This window comes from Corynebacterium belfantii, from assembly GCF_041898185.1.
GTDB classification, from domain to species: Bacteria; Actinomycetota; Actinomycetes; order Mycobacteriales; family Mycobacteriaceae; genus Corynebacterium; species Corynebacterium belfantii.
Window position 1 is genome coordinate 1,549,757 of record NZ_CP157823.1, and the last position, 16,077, is coordinate 1,565,833.

Below are 16,077 nucleotides of genomic sequence, written 5' to 3' on the forward strand. Positions count from 1 at the left end.
ATGAACACGATCGAACAGCAATTTTGGTTCTTGGCTATGGTACGCCACCGAAGCACTGTCCACGGAACTACACACCTTAAAATCATTAAGGTTAATGAAATCCTCTTTGCCACGGCATTAATCCGTGTTCCAATGCAGGCGTAATAAAGCGACTTAAGCGTCTAGTTCAGAATCCGTTTTATTGTCTTCGATGGAAATCACAGCAGATTTTTCAAAGGTAACTAAAATATTCGGTGCTATCTCTAAGTCAACTGTATTTTCGGCTATTCCTTTGATTACTGCATGAATGCCAGCGGTCGTGATAACTCGCTGGCCTATCATCATCGATTCTTGGAGGCTCTTCAGCCGGTCCAGGTGTTGTTTTTGCTTTCGTCTAATAAGCAGTGATGGCAACACAAACACGACCGCCAAGGCCACGTACAAAAGTAAAGTTGATGTCATGCTCAATGACTATAGCGAACCAATAATTCCTTCCGAAGGTTCAAGTCCTAGATGACGCCAAGCAGTCGCAGTGGCTACCCTGCCTCTGCCGGTACGTGTAACCATTCCTGCCCTGACCAAATATGGCTCACAGACTTCTTCGACTGTCGACGGCTCTTCACCGACTGCTAGCGCTAGAGTATTGATACCTACTGGCCCACCGCCGTGACCTTTTATCAACGCTTCTAGCACAGCTCTGTCTAATCGATCGAGCCCCATTTCGTCTACATCGAATACCAACAATGCAGCTTGAGCTGCTGTGAGATTGATATGCCCGTCAGCGTTAACTTCTGCAAAGTCCCGAACACGACGAAGTAGACGGTTTGCTATACGTGGTGTTCCACGAGATCTGGAGGCTATTTCTACAGCCGCATCATGATCGATACTGACTCCTAGAACCGCAGCAGCACGCACGACCACTTTGGTAAGATCTTCGACCTCGTAGAATTCCATTTGGGCAGTAAACCCAAATCGATCACGTAATGGGCCTGTGAGCATTCCAGAGCGAGTAGTTGCACCAACCAGAGTAAAAGGAGCTAGTTCAAGGGGGATCGACGTTGCCCCTGGCCCCTTACCAACGATAACATCGATTCTAAAATCTTCCATCGCCATATACAGCATCTCTTCAGCTGAACGTGCCATGCGGTGAATCTCATCGATAAATAAGACATCACCTTCCATCAAATTAGACAGCATGGCTGCTAAATCACCGGCGCGTTCCAATGCAGGGCCGGATGTCATACGAAGACTAGTGCCTAATTCATAGGCAATAATCATCGCCATTGTTGTTTTTCCTAGTCCAGGCGGTCCCGAAAGTAACACATGGTCTGGTGCAACTCCTCGGCTCTTAGCACCTGATAAGACAAGATTGAGCTGATCTCTCACCTTTGGCTGTCCAATGAATTCGTCCAAACTACGTGGACGAAGCGAAGTCTCTACTTCCCCTTCATTGGATTGCACTCGTGCATCGACATCAGCATTGCCCAGTGAGCTTTTCTGATTCCCAGCAGCAGATACCGGTGCTGGGACATGAAACTCGGTTTTTTCAATATTAGCCACGAATAGCTCTCCCCTATTTAGTTCTTAGTGCCCAATTCGCTTAATGCTGCGCGCAATGCTTGAGATGTTGAGAGCGCTGGAGAGTCCCGCAACACACGAGACAACACTGGCAATGCAGTTTTTTCACTAAACCCTAGTCCTACGAGAGCTTTAAGTACTTGCTCTTGGACTGCTTGATCGACGGCAATGGACAACTGAGGCTGTGCGTCAGCAGGAATACCGTCATTGAACCCACCAACTTTATCTTTTAGATCAACGATCATGCGTTCAGCCATCCGTTTACCGACTCCAGGAATCTTCTGCAGAGCCGTGGCATCACTCCCAGCGATATGTCGAGCGATGTCCTCCGTAGTAAAAACAGACTGTGCTGCTAAGGCAAGTTTAGGCCCTAAGCCCGATACCGACTGCAACAGAACAAACATGCGTCGTGAAGCATCGTCGGTAAACCCATACAATGTTTGGGATTCCTCCCTGACCACCATTGTGGTTAACACCCGCGTCTGCTCCCCCCGAGTTAACCGTCCAAGAGTTGTGGGGGCAGCTAACACCTCATAACCTACGCCATTACATTCGATTACAGCGCTACCTAAACCGATCGATTCGACTGTACCTCTCAGAGAAACAATCACTTCATATACCCCTTTTTCTAAATGTCTATTGTTACGGGCTATCTCTGGGAGTTATGTATCGCTAGCATTGGAGCTCGCCAACAATGGCATACCGCTAGAGCAAGAGCATCGGCCGCATCAGCTGGTTTGGGTGCTTCCGCCAACCCAAGAATTCTTGTAATCATGGCCGTCATCTGTTTTTTGTCGGCTCGACCATTACCAGAAATTGCCTTTTTCACCTCGCTAGGTGTGTACATATGCACTGGTATGCCGCGTTGCGCAGCTGCAAGAACAAGCACTCCTACTCCGTGGGCGGTATTCATCACCGTGGACACATTTCCGCGCTCAAAAATTCTCTCGATGGCAACGACATCAGGTTGATACTCGTCGATCCAGCTATTTACCGCTTCGCTCAATTCTAACAATCGTTGTGACAACTCAGCATGAGGCAGTGTACGCACCACCCCGACGGCTACGGGTATAACACTTCGACCTTTCCCAGCCTGCACCACCGATAACCCACAGCGAGTCAGACCTGGGTCGATTCCCATAATCCTTAAGCCTACAACGGAATGCTGAGGACGTTGCGTGATGGTCATAGTGCCTTATCATCTAGTGAAGTGGTTGCGAACATATCTGTAAAACCATTGACACTTCAATTTAGCACATAATTGCGAAAAGCGGCTGTGGTGTCCATTGCGAGACACGACAGCCGCTTTATACAACTACAAAAAGTAATTAAGCGTCCAGCTCTGCTAGAACTTCGTCACTCAGATCCATGTTGGTGTAAACATTTTGAACGTCGTCAGACTCTTCAAGAGCATCAATTAACCGGAAAATCTTACGGGCATCATTTGCCTCGAGCGGAACCAGCACATCGGCGCGGAAATCAGAGTCAGAATCTTCCACCTCAATTTCCGCTTCTACCAATGCATCACGAATGGCAGCCACATCACTCGGCGCGGACAGAATCTCAAACTTATCGCCGGCGTCACTTACCTCTTCAACTCCAGCGTCAAGTACCGCCATGAGCACATCGTCTTCCGTTAGCTCACCTTTGTTAACAAGAACAAATCCTCGACGCTTGAACATGTAAGAAACTGCACCGTTTTCCGCCATGTTGCCACCATTTTTGCTCATCGCAGTTCGAACTTCAGAAGCTGCCCTGTTGCGGTTATCCGTTAGACACTCAATAAGTACAGCTACACCATTAGGGCCGTAACCCTCGTACATAATGGTTTGCCAGTCAGCGCCACCGGCTTCTTCTCCAGAGCCACGCTTGCGAGCACGTTCAATGTTGTCGTTTGGAACAGAAGCTTTTTTGGCCTTCTTGATCATGTCATCAAGGGTCGGGTTTGCTGAAGGATCGCCACCGCCGGTACGCGCAGCTACTTCGATGTTCTTAATGAGCTTGGCAAACTCTTTGCCGCGCTTGGCGTCGTTGGCTGCTTTTTTATGTTTGGTTGTAGCCCATTTGGAGTGGCCGGACATTGGCTCCCTTTCATTTAGTCTGACACCGTGGTCTGAGCACCGTCATGTCGAATGTTGATGAGCTGTTTCCGCGAAATAACATTGCGGTGTTTTCTTGAGCAACGCAATCGCTATAGCTGGTAACGGAAAGTTCCACGATGCCTCGTTTCTGGCAACAGCGCTATTATACGATAGCTATGTGGTATTCAGTTTGTGGCCTATGTGTTTATCACACTTTTTATTGCTGGTTATTTTATTCATTGTGACACGAATGGGATATCTGCTTCGCCAGGTTTGAGGTGGCGGGTCAAACCTTCTTGTGTTGTGATCGCTACTAAATCACCATTGAGGTTGAAGATTTTTCCTTGCGTTAAGGCACGTCCGGCATGCGCGGAAGGTGACACTTGATCGTAAAGCAACCATTCGTCAGCTCGGAATGGGCGCAAGAACCACATGGCATGATCCAGTGATGCGAGTTTTACGGGTTCTTCAGGGTGTGGGACGAGAGACGCGTGGAGAAGAGTCATGTCTGACATATACGCCAGTGTGCAAATATGGAATGTTTCATCGTCGGGTAGCGCTTCCTTGGATTTAAACCACACTACTTGCTGGCTTGGAGTGTATGGATTCTTCTCAAAGTCTTCCGGAGCAATTTTTCGAATATCCCAGTCTCCCCACTCATCAAGTAAGGCCCTCGAGCTTGCTGGCAGTCCGTCTCGATCTATTTGCACAGCTTCTGGTGGGGGCACGCGCCGTACGAGATCTGAATGCTCCGGTCCGTGGTCGTTTCCTATATGGAAGCTGGCCTGCATGACGAAAATTGGACGACCATTTTGTAGGGCTGTGATGTGCCGTGAGATGAAACTACGCCCATCGCGAATACGTTGAACCTCAAAAATCGTAGGCTTTGATGAATCCCCTGCAGACACAAAGTATCCATGCAGAGAATGTACTATAAAGTCTTCAGTGTTGACTGTTTGCGTAGCGGATACAAGTGCTTGAGCAGCAACTTGCCCGCCGAAGGTGCGCGCTAGCGCCGATTCTACAACGGGACCTCGAAAGAGATTGACATCTAAAGTCTCAACATTGAGGACATCAAATATTCTTCCCATATGTTTTCTTCTTCCCACGGTTTGGATTGTAAGCTATATCAATGGCCACTAGTGTAACGACATTGATGGGTTGACCTATTCGATATTTCATTATTTATTTGCAGTTTCGGTGGTTATATCCCCCATGAGGCTGCAATTATTCGTACAATTTTTCCGTGCAAAAAATCGGTTCGATCCCCTCGTTGTGCGTACTTTGGGCTATCTCTCGTATCGCCCTAGTAAAGCTCATCATGCTCGATCTTCGTCCTACAGGTGACGTCAATTATTACTATGTTGGTATCTTTGAGCTTTCTCCAGGCGCATTGCAGGAGTATCCAGCCGTCGGCGTATGGCCGATTAAAGCATTATCGTGGATAACTGGTTCTGAGCATGCCGCCTTTGTTGTTGGATTTGCAGTTCTTTGCTTGCTTTTCGACGCTCTGTTTTTTGGTGCTTTAGTTACAGTGAGCCGAGAACGCTTTCCGGGTTATCGCTTTGCGGCGGTTGTCTGGATAGTTTTTGGCCTAGCTACGCAACACGTTTTCTTATTGCGTCTAGATATTATGTGCGGAGTGACAGTGGGATTGGCTGCTCTGTGTTATTTTGTCAACCCACATCGCGCATCGGCTTTAATTGCATTAGCGACAATGATGAAGCTTTGGCCCGGAATTTTAGCTGCGGGCCTAGTGGGTGGATTTAAGAGCATCAGCAGTTGGATACGCCTTGCGATATTTTTTGCAACTTCGGCAGTTTTAGTAGCAATTGTCTATTTTGTTGATGGTTTCGATCGACTGGTATCGCCTTTGACGTACCAATCAGATAGAGGTATTCAGATTGAGTCGATTCCTGGCACATGGTTTATGTATAAAGCTCTTGGTGATCCAGAGCATTATTCAGTCTATTATGCTACGTCGAAAAGCTTTGAAGTAACTGGACCAAATATTGAAACGGCATTAACGATTTCATCGTGGGCCATGCTGGCAACTGTAGTGTTCGGTATTTTGTGGGCACTTGTGAATTTTTTGTTTGATCGTTGGACACCAGAGACAACATTGGCATGGTCTATCGTGATGGTTTTGCTCGTGATTTGTACTAATAAAGTACTTTCACCTCAATATGTTTTGTGGATTTCCCCACTAATTGTGGTGGCTGTAGCTGTTCACCCACAGTGTTGGTCGGTGCGTCTGCTCGGTTTCATGAGCATCTTCATTGCGTTTTTCAGTTGGATAGTTTATCCCGCCCGCTATGACGATATTATTTCCGTTCCGTTTGACACGTCACTTACGGTTTATGTGCTTATTGCTCGAAATCTCCTTTACCTTGTTTCGCTTTTTGTAGCCGTTGGATGGTGGGCTTCGAGCGTGTCAAGTTATAGCGTCACCAAAAGTCTGCCACCCACCAAGCCGGTGATGAGAGTGTCCGATTGTTTGTGTGCGGGGGGCTTGGTTTACAAGTAGTCCGCGAATCGGTCGGGGTAAGCCACGGCTAGTTGGTTGATGGCTTGTTTCCACCCGGTGGCTTTCGCTCCTTCAATATAGCCGTTGCATTCGATGGCGCGCTTCGCTTTCTTCGCTCGCTGGGCAGCGCGCTTGTCCTCGATGTTGCAGATCATCAGCCACAGCGTTTTCAGCGCCGCGGTATCGTTCGGGAACTGGCCGCGGTTGCGGGTGGCTTTCCGCAGCTCAGCATTCAGCGATTCGATCGAATTCGTGGTGTAGAGTACCCGCCGTGCCGCAGGCGGGAACTGCAAAAATGGCACAAACCGGTCCCAGGCGTCGCGCCAGACTTTGACCGATTGCGGGTATTTACGGCCCAGTTCACTGGCCTCGAATGCGTCCAGGGCGGCGCGGGCGGTGTCCTCGGTCGGTGCGGTGTAGACCTCCCGTAGCGCACTTGATACGGGTTTGCGGTCTTGGTAGGACACCCACCTGTTGGCCGCCCGGATCAGGTGCACGATACAGGTCTGCACCATGGAATTCGGCCAGGTTGCCTCCACGGCTTCCGGCAGGCCTTTGAGCCCGTCGCAGCAGACGATGAACACGTCTTGGACCCCACGGTTGGCAAGGTCAGCGCACACGGATGCCCAAAAACTGGCGCCTTCATTGTCTGCGATCCACAATCCCAGGATGTGCTTGATGCCGTCCATGTCGACGCCTACCGCCATGTAGCAAGACTTGTTGACCACGCGGTGGCCATCGCGGATCTTCACTCGCAGCGCGTCGAGGAAGATCACTGGGTAGAACTCGTCGAGCTGGCGGTTTTGCCAGATCATGACCTCTTCTAACACCGCGTCGGTAATGGTGCTGATCGTATCTGGGCTCATATCCACCCCGAGGGTGGTGGCGAGGTGGTGGCAAATATCGCGCACGGTCATCCCACCGGCGTACAGGGAGATGATCATGTCATCAAGCTCCGTCAGACGGCGGGTGCCTTTAGGCAGCATCCGCGGCGTAAACGTGCCAGCTCGATCCCGGGGCATAGTCACATCAAAGGTGCCGTAACCAGAGTTGACGGTTTTGGTGTACGACCCGTTGCGGTGATTGCCACCATCCGGGGTGCCCAGCTGGGCTTTCGCCGTACGATCAGAGTGCGCGTATCCTAGATGCGCGTCCATTTCAGCCTGCAGACCAGCGTTGATCGATGCCTGCAAAAGACCTTTGACCAGGTCGCTGGCATCATCGGTGGAAGTCGACAACTCGCCGATCAGTTCGGCGATTTCCGGATTTTCCATCAGCTTAGCGCTGATCTCGTTGCCCCTGTTCGGGTCATGACCTTTCCTCGGTGACACGGTAGTCATTATCAGTGAAACTCCTTCTGGATCAGAGCCTCACACACAAAACACCTGACACCCTCCCGGTGATACGCCTCTTCAATACGACCACCAATCCAATGACCGTGAAAAACCTTGGCACTTGAAACACCAGCACTAGCAAAAGTAACACTTGCACATACCGCAATAGTTGCAGTCAACTTCTTAGCGAATTTCATCCGTAGTGAAGTGTCCCAGGTTTTGTTCCGTTTGAGTAGACGGGAAAATCTGGAACATGCCAAGAAAATTTGACCAGGATGCCAAAGACCGTGTGATCCGTCTCGTGGAAGACCGCATCTTGGCGGAAAATATGTCGATGCACCCCGCGTGCCAGGCAGTAGCCCCAAAGCTGGGGGTTTCATGGCACACGGCCCGTCAATGGACTTAAGCCTGCCCGCCGTGCGGGAAACATCCCAGAACCTGTGCCTGCAGACTTGGCCGCCGAGAACGCGAGGCTACGTCGTGAAAATCAAGAGCTACGCGACACTAACGAGCTGCTGAAGGCTGCCTCAGCTTTTTTCGCGTCGGAACCAGACCCCAAACGTTAAGAAATGATCCGATTCATCGATGAATACCGGAGTAGTTTTTCCGTCGAGTTCATCTGCACTGGCGTTGAAAAATAACCGGGCTGGTGGGTTTATCACCTCGCGTGGGTATCGCCAGTCCAAGGCCCGAGGACTTAAGTGCTCGTCGCCTTCGTGACAGTTGAGCTGATTGAACGCATTAGAACTGTTCATCGGGATAATTACAGCGTCTTAGGTGTACGGAAAATGTGGCATGCTCTTTACCGTGACGGAATTGATATCGGTCGTGAACAAACTGCTCGGTTGATGTGCCTAGCCGGTGTTTCTGGCAAAGGCAAAGGCAGATCACCTCTCACAACCCGTAAGCCTAATGTGCCTGATCTGCGCCCAGACTTAGTCGAGCGTGAGTTCAAAGCTTCGGGCCCGAATAAACTGTGGGTGGCCGATATTACGTATGTGCGCACGAAGAAAGGCTTTGTGTACGCCGCGTTTGTCACCGACGTTTACTCCCGGAGGATCGTTGGGTGGGCGTTATCAGACTCCATGCGGACTTCAGGTGTTGCCGCTGCAAGCTCTCAACCAGGCGACCCAAGTGTGCTGAACAAACAACAGGGCTCATTCACCATTTAGATCACGGCTCACAGTATGTCAGCGTGGTCTACAACGAGCGACTTGCCCAGCACGGGATTACCGCTTCCACCGGAACTGTCGGGGATTCTTATGACAATGCTCTGGCAGAAAACGTTAATGGCCCCTCACAACAACGAGCTGATCCATACCCGCAGGTGGGATGATGTTGTCGAGGTAGAAATCGCGACGTTCGAGTGGGTGTCATGGTGGAACGAAGATAGACTCCACCAAAGCTTGGGATACCGAACCCCGGTCGAGGTCGAAACCGAATTGTGGAAGCAGAACCCGCCACAGGAAATAATAGAAATCAAGGCAAACGCCTAGGAACAAAACCCGGGGCACTTCAGGAGGCCTCCAAAGAACCCGCAAAATACCCAGTGTAGTTGGAGGTTGCGATCCACGCGCTGGACTGTCCCGACCAGCCCAGGGAACCTACCATCAAAGGCAAAATGGGGGTATAAAAGAATCTACCCAAGCCCATGGCTACTGCTAGGCCGGCGGTACCACGCGACACCAAAAGGACATCCCGGTGGGTAGTTTCAGTCGCGGCGGAGTGAGCGTCTCCTTCAGGCTTCCCCATTGTTTTCCTCTTGTGCAATGCCCTGGGCGATTTTTGCTCCTTCTACTGCAGCCGGCATTCCAGCGTATACCCCAGCATGGAGAATAGCTTCGATAATTTCTTCAAATGAGCACCCGTTGCGGCGCGCTCCTCTAATGTGTGTCGCGAGCTCCGCATGCCTGTCTTGCGCGGCAAGAATACCCACGGTCACTAAACTGCGGGTTCGTAAATCGAGCCCACTTCTAGGCCAAAGAAACCCCAGGGAGCTGTCTCAAGTAGTTCGAGCACGGGTTGTGCGGGGCCCATCCTTTTAAAGTGGTGTTGACATAGTTATCACCCAGGACCTTGCGCCTGATAGCATCGGATTGAGTTTGTTTTTCTTTATCCATAAGTATTCTCCTGAATTTGTCTGGCAATCACATCTGCGTCCGTAATGATCACGGAATTGACGAATGGCCGGATTGTCGCCGCAGTTCCCCATTGGATCCCTTCAAGAGGAATGCCATAAGCGAAAAGCAGTCCGGTATTTTTATCAGTGCCCGATTGATAGGCGATAAAAGTCTTCGGGTTGACATCGATAGCCCCCGAGACCCTACTTGTCTCGGAGTAGAGGTGGGGCTTGACGATGCCCCGGGATAAGAGGTCGCCGAGCAGGGGATCTGCAGTGTGATGAATCGCTCCAAACGGCAGCCGTGCCTCGATCAGAACTGTTGCCCACCCCTGGGAATCAGGAATCGTGGGAGCAAAATAAGAGTAAGCGCCCTTTCCCTCGAGAAGATCAATGCTGGATTCAGCAGGCAAAATGGTTACCACTCCCGCATCCACCAGAGCTTTGAGCTGCTTAATCCGCTCGACGGGAGGGCCGATAGACAGAAATGCATTGTTCGGGCTATAACGGTCCATTAACTCGGTAGCGTATGACCGTCCAGAAATTCGCCCGTATTGAACACAAGCGCGAATTTCATTACGTAAATCACGCAAGGTATCTAAGGCAGTCTTTAGTGGTCCTACTTTATTGCCCTGCTCTGCAGCATCAATATCTGCACGCAACCGCTCTGAAACAGCCCTTTGGTAGTCAGACAACGAGCACCCGGGAGCATTTACCCAGCGTGGGGAAAGCAAATCAGACCAGTCCAAAGTTTCAGATAGGCCAATTTCCTGCCGCCAATGAATAAGCTCCTTAACACCCATCTGGGCCCGGGATTCGGCCTCCTGCTTTTCCGAGTCAAGACCGCTTTGTTCCAAGAGGGCGATCGTAAATGCTAACTCTACCTCGAGGAAGATCTTAGGCCATACATCGACTGAAAAACTGGCGTTGTCCAGCGTCCGGGCAAAATCCTCGGTAAGAAACCGTGGTAGCCACCTCTCGTTAGGCTGCTTCTGATTCCTCCCACGAGCATGATGAGGCGCGCCCTTTCGGGAGCACGCGATTATCTTCGGTTCCTTTCCTGAGGGAATGTACCGGAAGGTATCCCCGTCTGAGGAGAACCGCCCGCCACGATATTCGGTAAGCAATTCCAGATAGTCAAAAAAAGTTAAACCCATTCCCCGAAGTATCACTGTGTCATTGGGCGATATTCGACCAGTTTCTTTCGGTGAAGCGCCACCCCTTGGGAGGTAAATTAATCCCGCCTAGTTTGCCGAACGCACCATCTCAAGCTCGCTCTCAGACATCTGCTGAGGGGTATGCCCAACTGCCAACACAACATTTTTGACCACTACTGTGTGCCCATCAGAGTCCATGAGAGCGTATGCCCCCTCTTGATCTGCGATAGATAGCACTCGCGTGGGCACTAAGTGAATATCTACATAATCTCGATAGGCAGTGACTACCTGAGAAGCTACCCAATGAAGATAAGCGCCATAGAGAGCCCTGGATGTATAGGTGTCTGGACCCGTTTGCAGAGCCTCTTCCAAAAGGACAGGATCTGAGTGTAGGAAGGCAGAAGCTTTCTCAGATTTCAGCCATTCGTAAAATGTGGGTCCCTCGAGATACCTCCCCTCGATACCGGCGCTGGAATCAGGGAAGCCACTGAGCTGAGATGCCACAGTATTCATGAGAAGAGCAGGGGTCTGATAAGGATTCCACACCTTGCCGGATCCGAAGGATGAATCATCAAACCAGATCAGTACGGGTGTTTCTTCCCGACCGCTACTGTGCGCCAACCGGTCCAGGGTTCTTTCGACGACCGCCAGCCCTCTCGGCCCCCGCCCACAACAGCTACCTGGGCAGCCAGAGGAACGACGCGACCGACGCCTAGAGAAGTAGAATATGGGGTCAGCTCATCAACAATATCGGCCGCGGGTGCCGAACGGGCGCACCCGTAGTTCACTCCCGCCCAAAGGTTAAGGCTTTCCACATCGCCAGCGTAATTAGCATTTGCTCTTAACTCTGAAGTCAAATGGTGAAGTTCCGGATACATCGACGGAGCGGACTGGGAGTACTTTTCAGTAAAAGTATTGGTGATGGTGCGAGCCGGTCTTCCGGTGAACGCCTTAGTAAGGGTGGTCGGCCGACCGCGTAACTCTTTCAGAGCAATCTTGTGGGTCTGTTTCGTCCCCGCCTCATCTGCGAGAAGAAAATGGGTGCCCACCTGTATGGCCCATGCACCCCGGCGAAGGAGTGCGAGGGCTTCTTTTGCAGTCGCGATACCACCTGCAGCAATAACAGGCTTACTTACTTTAGATAAGGCATATTCCAGCAGTTCAGAAGTAGAATGAGTCGATCCCTCACTCTCGGTAGAGAGCACAGTCGCTCGATGGCCTCCAGCTTCTGCCCCCTGAACACATATAGCATCACACGAGGTGGATGCAAGAAAGTCGATCTCATGAGGCGTTGTCGCATTTAAAACAACACTTTTCTCTGCTTCTTGAAACTCATGGATCAACGTTTCATCAGGGTAGCCAAACGTAAAAGAAACTACTTGAGCCTGCGAGCTTAAAGCAATGTCTATCTTTTCCCGGTAAAAGTCGTCCCCCGTAAAGGGTTGCTCAGGTAACTCCCCAAGTATCTGGGTATCCTTTTCGAGTAAGACGCGGTACCGCTTCCATAGGTCCTGATCCTTAGAAGAACGCTCTCGATCCGGAGGCGGGCAGAATATATTTATCCCGTACGGACCGTCCGTTTCACCTTCAACCTGTTGAATTGCCGATATCAGCTTTTCTGGAGTTAAGTAACCTGCAGCAATATTTCCCAAACCGCCAGCATTTGTTACCGCGACACAAAGTTCAGGAGCAGAAGGCCCCCCTGCCATTGGTGCCAAAATCAAGGGTCGCTTCAAAGTGATCATGAATGAAATCCTTACTCAGTGAGATTCACGGCGTGATTCACGCTACACGATTTCCCCATACGCCGATAGATAAGCCCGAAGAAAAATCACGAACGCGCAATAGCTTTCTCATATTCAAAGGCACCGGTCTCTGATCCTCAGGCTACAGTGAGAGCCGTGGCAGGGCTCGCAAGTGTGGATTCCGACTTGACACTGGGTCGTGGCAGCGCTCGTACGACAGTGGAAAAGCGCGTGAGAGAGTGGGGCGATTCTGGTGGACATGAGAACGCTTGAAGATGAATGGACGCCGAGCAACGAAAGCTGCTCGGCGTCCATTTCCTGTGCTCCGTTAGTCGAAAAAGATTACCAACAGGAGGATAAGAATGAGTGCGGCTGCAGCGGAAAAGCAGAGAACCGCCTGCGTCTTCTTCCCTTCCCCTTCTACCCCAGTCTTGATGAACATGGAGACAAGCTCGGCCGCGAAAAACAGAAGCAGAAACGCTCCTGCCCATGTGACCCATGGGATACCCGGGTTGAACGGAATTGCTACCGCAGTAATGGCCAACTACACTATCGCGCTGTACACATGGTTCGATGTCGAAAGTCTTTCCATTGGGCGCCGCCCTTTCCAGCTAGCAGGAAACCACGGCGATCATTGCGCCTCCTGCAGCATCGCAGGCTGAACCGGTGAAAACTCCCACGATGGGCGTGGCGATGCCGCCGACGGATGCCGACGCAGGGACACACTAGGACTCCCTAGGTGATGTTGAAGGCCTATGCGGCTGCCATGACACCACCGTGGTGCGCCGTCTCGGCAACGAACATCCGCGTTGCCTCGTCGTAACGGAACGCGACGTTCTCGTTGCCCTCATTGTCGAGATCGATGGAAGCAATGCTGTTGCCCGCTTGATCCCGCCACGTAGCCACGTTGTTGGCGATATCCACGGAATCGCCTGCAGCGGTATTCAGCTTGAGTCCGTCTTCAGTAGGAACAGCGGATCGCTCATTTCCGGATTGATCGAGCGCTACCTGAGTGGTGTCGCTCGCGGCGGGTACCACATAAGTAGTGGCTGCCCCCATTCCAGCTGAAGAAAACGCGAGCACCGCCATGGCGGTGGCGATAAGGGGACGAAAGGATGTAGTACGCATAAGGACCTTCTAAGTGGGTCTCCGAAGGTTTACACCACACTAAGGGACGCAACCACCCCAGTACTTCTCATCGTTGGAGGCACTGGGGAGAAGCCACCTGCGAGTAGAAGTCATAGCACAAGCAATGAATATTCCCCATAACGATGCTGAGTACCGGAGAGCTCCTGCTGGTATCAAAGCTAGGAAACTAAAGAAAGGTTTTTCTTCATATGAGGTTTTATCTAACTGCCTGTCGGCAGGGGAACCGTATATTGCTTATGGTGTGACCCCCTACATCGGCAGGGTTCCCTCAGCACGAAGTGTTCTCAGATGACGTTTCACGGTCGCTTCCGACAGGCCTGTTTCAGCCATGATTTCGCGCCTAGTAGGAGTTCTTTCTGTCTCAGACCAAAAGGAAGTTACGAATTGTCCAACAGCTTGCTTGTTGGACAACCCCTGCACTTTTGCGCATATGCGTCTTTCGCATGGTTTCTAAACGACCTTGTGCATAGTCGCTTTCGCGATCTTCCCAGCGTTGTGTGGCTTTCTGTCCGCCTCTGCGGCCCATGGTCGCTAGGGCTTTGCGCTCACTGCTGGTGGCTTTACCTAGCGCACTAGAGCTGGTGTAGGCCTCACTCTTGGAGTGGGTGACGTACCCACGCACGCGCCTGGCCATGGTTTGACGGTCGCGCATAGGCGGCATCTCACTGTCACGACCGGATCCGCCGTGGGTGTGTGCGACGTTGTAGGCATGCTCATAGGCATCGATAATCGCCGCGTCCGTCAGGCGCTGTCCCTGCTGGCGCAGTCGGTGCCCGGCCTTGAGCGCATGCCGGAAGGCGGTTTCGTCGCGTGCTGCGGTGCCTGGGGTAATCCAGAGCACGCGCACACCGTCGATAAGCTCCGGATCGTATTGGTCAAGACCATCAGCGATTTCTGCATCCACGTCTTGGGCTAAGGCTTTAAATGCCTGGGCCTCCTCGCGACGGGTCTTGACCGCGTTGATTAACTCCCGGCCCGAGGAAAACTGCTGGCGCGGGGCAGGGTTGAACTGGTCGTGTCCTGCCAAATCCCTCACCTGCTTTACCAAGTCTCCAAGACGCATCACCCTATTATGCTGCCTGTACCAACGATAAGCGGTCGGAGCCTTACCGGTATAGAACGGGTTGCGGCTAAAACGGTGGGAAAAGTGCGAGTCATGGTCTAAAAGCTCACCCAATACGCGCGTGGTTGCTGCCAATAGATTCATCTGCGCAGATTTACCATCACGGTCAGCGTAGACGGGGTCGATAAGCCAGATGAACTGGGCTTTACCGTTCGTGGGGTTGATGCCAACCCAGGCCGGCCCAATGTTGTGGGTGATAAGTGAACGCACCACACCGCGCACATACGGGTTAAGGTCTGCAGGGTCACCACCGGCTGTTCCTATCTGGTCAACGTCGACGACCAGGACGGCAGCGTACTGCTTGGTGGTGAGCATGACGTACTCGCACCGGCCTAGAGCCTCGGTGTCGAAGCGATCACATAGTGATTACTATATATTAAGCACATCATCCCCGAGTCCCGTACAGCGTTTTGAAAAAATTTTCAAAAATGTCGGCTATGCATCAGTCGGAACGTTGCCTTTTCTCGCTATTTCGCCCATAGCGAGAAAAGTAAAAGCAACCGTCCGATATCGTTTCCTGCACCGTCATTAACATTGAGCCAATTGAGTCGCTCGCCTCTTTGAGGTCGACATTCGTCGAATGTAATGTACGGGGAGTTTATTACTTTCGCCCAATAGCCTTAATCTCTTCGGAAGAAGGATCGAATATGAACGAACTAGGCTCTACTTTTTCTGAGCTTGTCGTCAGTGGACCACTGATATTAGCTTTTCTTGCATCAGCCATAGCTGGGATGGTTTCGTTCGCTTCTCCTTGCATTATCCCACTAGTACCAGGGTATATATCCTATCTTGCCGGGGTAGTAGGAGCTACAACAGCGCCTACAAATGATGGCGTATTTGTAAAGAGATATCGAGGCAGGGTTTGCGGCTCTGCACTGCTCTTCGTAGCGGGTTTTACCATAATCTTCATTCTCGAAACTGCAGCAGTCTTTGGGGCAATACAGGCTATCCAGACGAATAAAGAGATGCTAATGCGCGTAGGTGGTGTAGTAACCATCTTCATGGGCCTGATATTCATGGGATTCATTCAACCATTTCAAAAAGACACTCGAATGGCTCCACGCCGTTGGCAAACAATAGCCGGGGCTCCCCTACTCGGTGCAGTATTTGCACTAGGGTGGACCCCATGCCTTACCCGTTACCTTGTGAGTATCCCCGATAATGGGGATAGTCGCTGGTCCCGGTATGGCTTACTTGCCCTGTAGTTTCCATGATCCGGGGGGGTGTTGCCACCGGGTGCCAGGACGTTCGATGACAGCTGATAGGGACACGGCCGGAATCTATA

Annotated in this window: 20 protein-coding genes and 2 pseudogenes; 6 read left to right on the forward strand and 16 right to left on the reverse strand. The window is 51.4% G+C overall.

Features of this window, described 5'->3' with window-relative positions; all coding sequences use genetic code 11:
- Positions 1 to 153 precede the first annotated feature (153 nt).
- From yajC to ABMV07_RS07720, 6 genes are all read right to left on the reverse strand, one after another.
- Positions 154 to 447: a preprotein translocase subunit YajC gene (gene yajC, locus ABMV07_RS07695; protein ID WP_088266634.1), complete on the reverse strand. Its 294-nt coding sequence runs from the start codon at positions 445 to 447 to the stop codon at positions 154 to 156.
- A gap of 3 nt (positions 448 to 450) precedes the next feature.
- Positions 451 to 1,539 (reverse strand): Holliday junction branch migration DNA helicase RuvB, encoded by a 1,089-nt coding sequence (ruvB, locus tag ABMV07_RS07700; protein ID WP_088266635.1) that lies wholly within the window; start codon positions 1,537 to 1,539, stop codon positions 451 to 453.
- A gap of 17 nt (positions 1,540 to 1,556) precedes the next feature.
- Positions 1,557 to 2,168 (reverse strand): Holliday junction branch migration protein RuvA, encoded by a 612-nt coding sequence (gene ruvA, locus ABMV07_RS07705; RefSeq protein ID WP_374064497.1) that lies wholly within the window; start codon positions 2,166 to 2,168, stop codon positions 1,557 to 1,559.
- A 38-nt stretch (positions 2,169 to 2,206) separates the two neighbouring features.
- Positions 2,207 to 2,746 carry a crossover junction endodeoxyribonuclease RuvC gene (gene ruvC, locus ABMV07_RS07710; protein WP_374064498.1) on the reverse strand — a complete coding sequence of 180 codons (540 nt, stop codon included), beginning with the start codon at positions 2,744 to 2,746 and terminating at the stop codon, positions 2,207 to 2,209.
- A gap of 139 nt (positions 2,747 to 2,885) precedes the next feature.
- Positions 2,886 to 3,638, reverse strand: coding sequence for a YebC/PmpR family DNA-binding transcriptional regulator (locus tag ABMV07_RS07715; RefSeq protein WP_196981684.1), 753 nt, complete (start codon positions 3,636 to 3,638; stop codon positions 2,886 to 2,888).
- A gap of 236 nt (positions 3,639 to 3,874) precedes the next feature.
- The gene (locus ABMV07_RS07720) at positions 3,875 to 4,729 is read right to left on the reverse strand and encodes an acyl-CoA thioesterase (protein ID WP_374065016.1); all 855 of its coding nucleotides are present in this window, start codon (positions 4,727 to 4,729) and stop codon (positions 3,875 to 3,877) included.
- Between the two features lie 155 nt (positions 4,730 to 4,884).
- On the opposite strand from ABMV07_RS07720, the gene ABMV07_RS07725 reads away from it, so the two are divergent.
- Complete coding sequence (locus ABMV07_RS07725; protein ID WP_374064499.1) at positions 4,885 to 6,165, forward strand: hypothetical protein; 1,281 nt, start codon at positions 4,885 to 4,887, stop codon at positions 6,163 to 6,165.
- Here ABMV07_RS07725 and ABMV07_RS07730 read toward each other — a convergent pair.
- Positions 6,156 to 7,505 carry an IS256-like element IS1132 family transposase gene (locus ABMV07_RS07730; RefSeq protein WP_374064500.1) on the reverse strand — a complete coding sequence of 450 codons (1,350 nt, stop codon included), beginning with the start codon at positions 7,503 to 7,505 and terminating at the stop codon, positions 6,156 to 6,158. The genes ABMV07_RS07725 and ABMV07_RS07730 overlap by 10 nt on opposite strands.
- Positions 7,506 to 7,706: 201 nt before the next feature.
- On the opposite strand from ABMV07_RS07730, the pseudogene ABMV07_RS07735 reads away from it, so the two are divergent.
- From ABMV07_RS07735 to ABMV07_RS07750, 4 genes and pseudogenes are all read left to right on the forward strand, one after another.
- Positions 7,707 to 7,905: pseudogene (locus ABMV07_RS07735) on the forward strand (hypothetical protein).
- A gap of 295 nt (positions 7,906 to 8,200) precedes the next feature.
- A complete protein-coding gene (locus tag ABMV07_RS07740; protein WP_374064501.1) occupies positions 8,201 to 8,671 on the forward strand; it encodes a DDE-type integrase/transposase/recombinase in 471 nt (156 codons plus the stop codon).
- 23 nt (positions 8,672 to 8,694) lie between these two features.
- Positions 8,695 to 8,835 (forward strand): hypothetical protein, encoded by a 141-nt coding sequence (locus tag ABMV07_RS07745; RefSeq protein ID WP_374064502.1) that lies wholly within the window; start codon positions 8,695 to 8,697, stop codon positions 8,833 to 8,835.
- Complete coding sequence (locus tag ABMV07_RS07750) at positions 8,789 to 8,995, forward strand: integrase core domain-containing protein (protein ID WP_196981672.1); 207 nt, start codon at positions 8,789 to 8,791, stop codon at positions 8,993 to 8,995. The genes ABMV07_RS07745 and ABMV07_RS07750 overlap by 47 nt, the downstream gene beginning before the upstream one ends.
- Before the next feature lie 19 nt (positions 8,996 to 9,014).
- On the opposite strand, the gene ABMV07_RS07755 is transcribed toward ABMV07_RS07750, so the two are convergent.
- The 9 genes from ABMV07_RS07755 to ABMV07_RS07795 all read right to left on the reverse strand — a co-directional run bounded on the left by ABMV07_RS07755 (position 9,015) and on the right by ABMV07_RS07795 (position 15,107).
- On the reverse strand, positions 9,015 to 9,251 hold the full coding sequence (locus ABMV07_RS07755; protein ID WP_234914876.1) for a YbfB/YjiJ family MFS transporter: 237 nt from the start codon (positions 9,249 to 9,251) through the stop codon (positions 9,015 to 9,017).
- The gene (locus ABMV07_RS07760) at positions 9,238 to 9,441 is read right to left on the reverse strand and encodes a carboxymuconolactone decarboxylase family protein (protein ID WP_374064503.1); all 204 of its coding nucleotides are present in this window, start codon (positions 9,439 to 9,441) and stop codon (positions 9,238 to 9,240) included. The genes ABMV07_RS07755 and ABMV07_RS07760 overlap by 14 nt, the downstream gene beginning before the upstream one ends.
- A gap of 170 nt (positions 9,442 to 9,611) precedes the next feature.
- Positions 9,612 to 10,775: a hypothetical protein gene (locus tag ABMV07_RS07765; RefSeq protein WP_234917922.1), complete on the reverse strand. Its 1,164-nt coding sequence runs from the start codon at positions 10,773 to 10,775 to the stop codon at positions 9,612 to 9,614.
- Between the two features lie 87 nt (positions 10,776 to 10,862).
- Positions 10,863 to 11,396 (reverse strand): FAD/NAD(P)-binding protein, encoded by a 534-nt coding sequence (locus tag ABMV07_RS07770; protein ID WP_374064504.1) that lies wholly within the window; start codon positions 11,394 to 11,396, stop codon positions 10,863 to 10,865.
- Positions 11,357 to 12,520, reverse strand: coding sequence for a nitronate monooxygenase family protein (locus ABMV07_RS07775; RefSeq protein ID WP_374064505.1), 1,164 nt, complete (start codon positions 12,518 to 12,520; stop codon positions 11,357 to 11,359). Before ABMV07_RS07775 ends, ABMV07_RS07770 begins: the two co-directional genes overlap by 40 nt.
- Positions 12,521 to 12,848: 328 nt before the next feature.
- Positions 12,849 to 13,064 carry a hypothetical protein gene (locus ABMV07_RS07780; RefSeq protein ID WP_197692152.1) on the reverse strand — a complete coding sequence of 72 codons (216 nt, stop codon included), beginning with the start codon at positions 13,062 to 13,064 and terminating at the stop codon, positions 12,849 to 12,851.
- Between the two features lie 209 nt (positions 13,065 to 13,273).
- On the reverse strand, positions 13,274 to 13,648 hold the full coding sequence (locus ABMV07_RS07785) for a hypothetical protein (RefSeq protein ID WP_234914096.1): 375 nt from the start codon (positions 13,646 to 13,648) through the stop codon (positions 13,274 to 13,276).
- A 270-nt stretch (positions 13,649 to 13,918) separates the two neighbouring features.
- Positions 13,919 to 14,089, reverse strand: coding sequence for an ArsR family transcriptional regulator (locus ABMV07_RS07790; RefSeq protein ID WP_312874192.1), 171 nt, complete (start codon positions 14,087 to 14,089; stop codon positions 13,919 to 13,921).
- On the reverse strand, positions 14,031 to 15,107 hold the full coding sequence (locus ABMV07_RS07795) for a replication initiation protein (protein WP_234917924.1): 1,077 nt from the start codon (positions 15,105 to 15,107) through the stop codon (positions 14,031 to 14,033). Before ABMV07_RS07795 ends, ABMV07_RS07790 begins: the two co-directional genes overlap by 59 nt.
- Before the next feature lie 332 nt (positions 15,108 to 15,439).
- On the opposite strand from ABMV07_RS07795, the pseudogene ABMV07_RS07800 reads away from it, so the two are divergent.
- A pseudogene (locus ABMV07_RS07800) lies at positions 15,440 to 15,946 on the forward strand (cytochrome c biogenesis CcdA family protein); the annotation flags it as partial.
- Positions 15,947 to 16,077 lie beyond the last annotated feature (131 nt).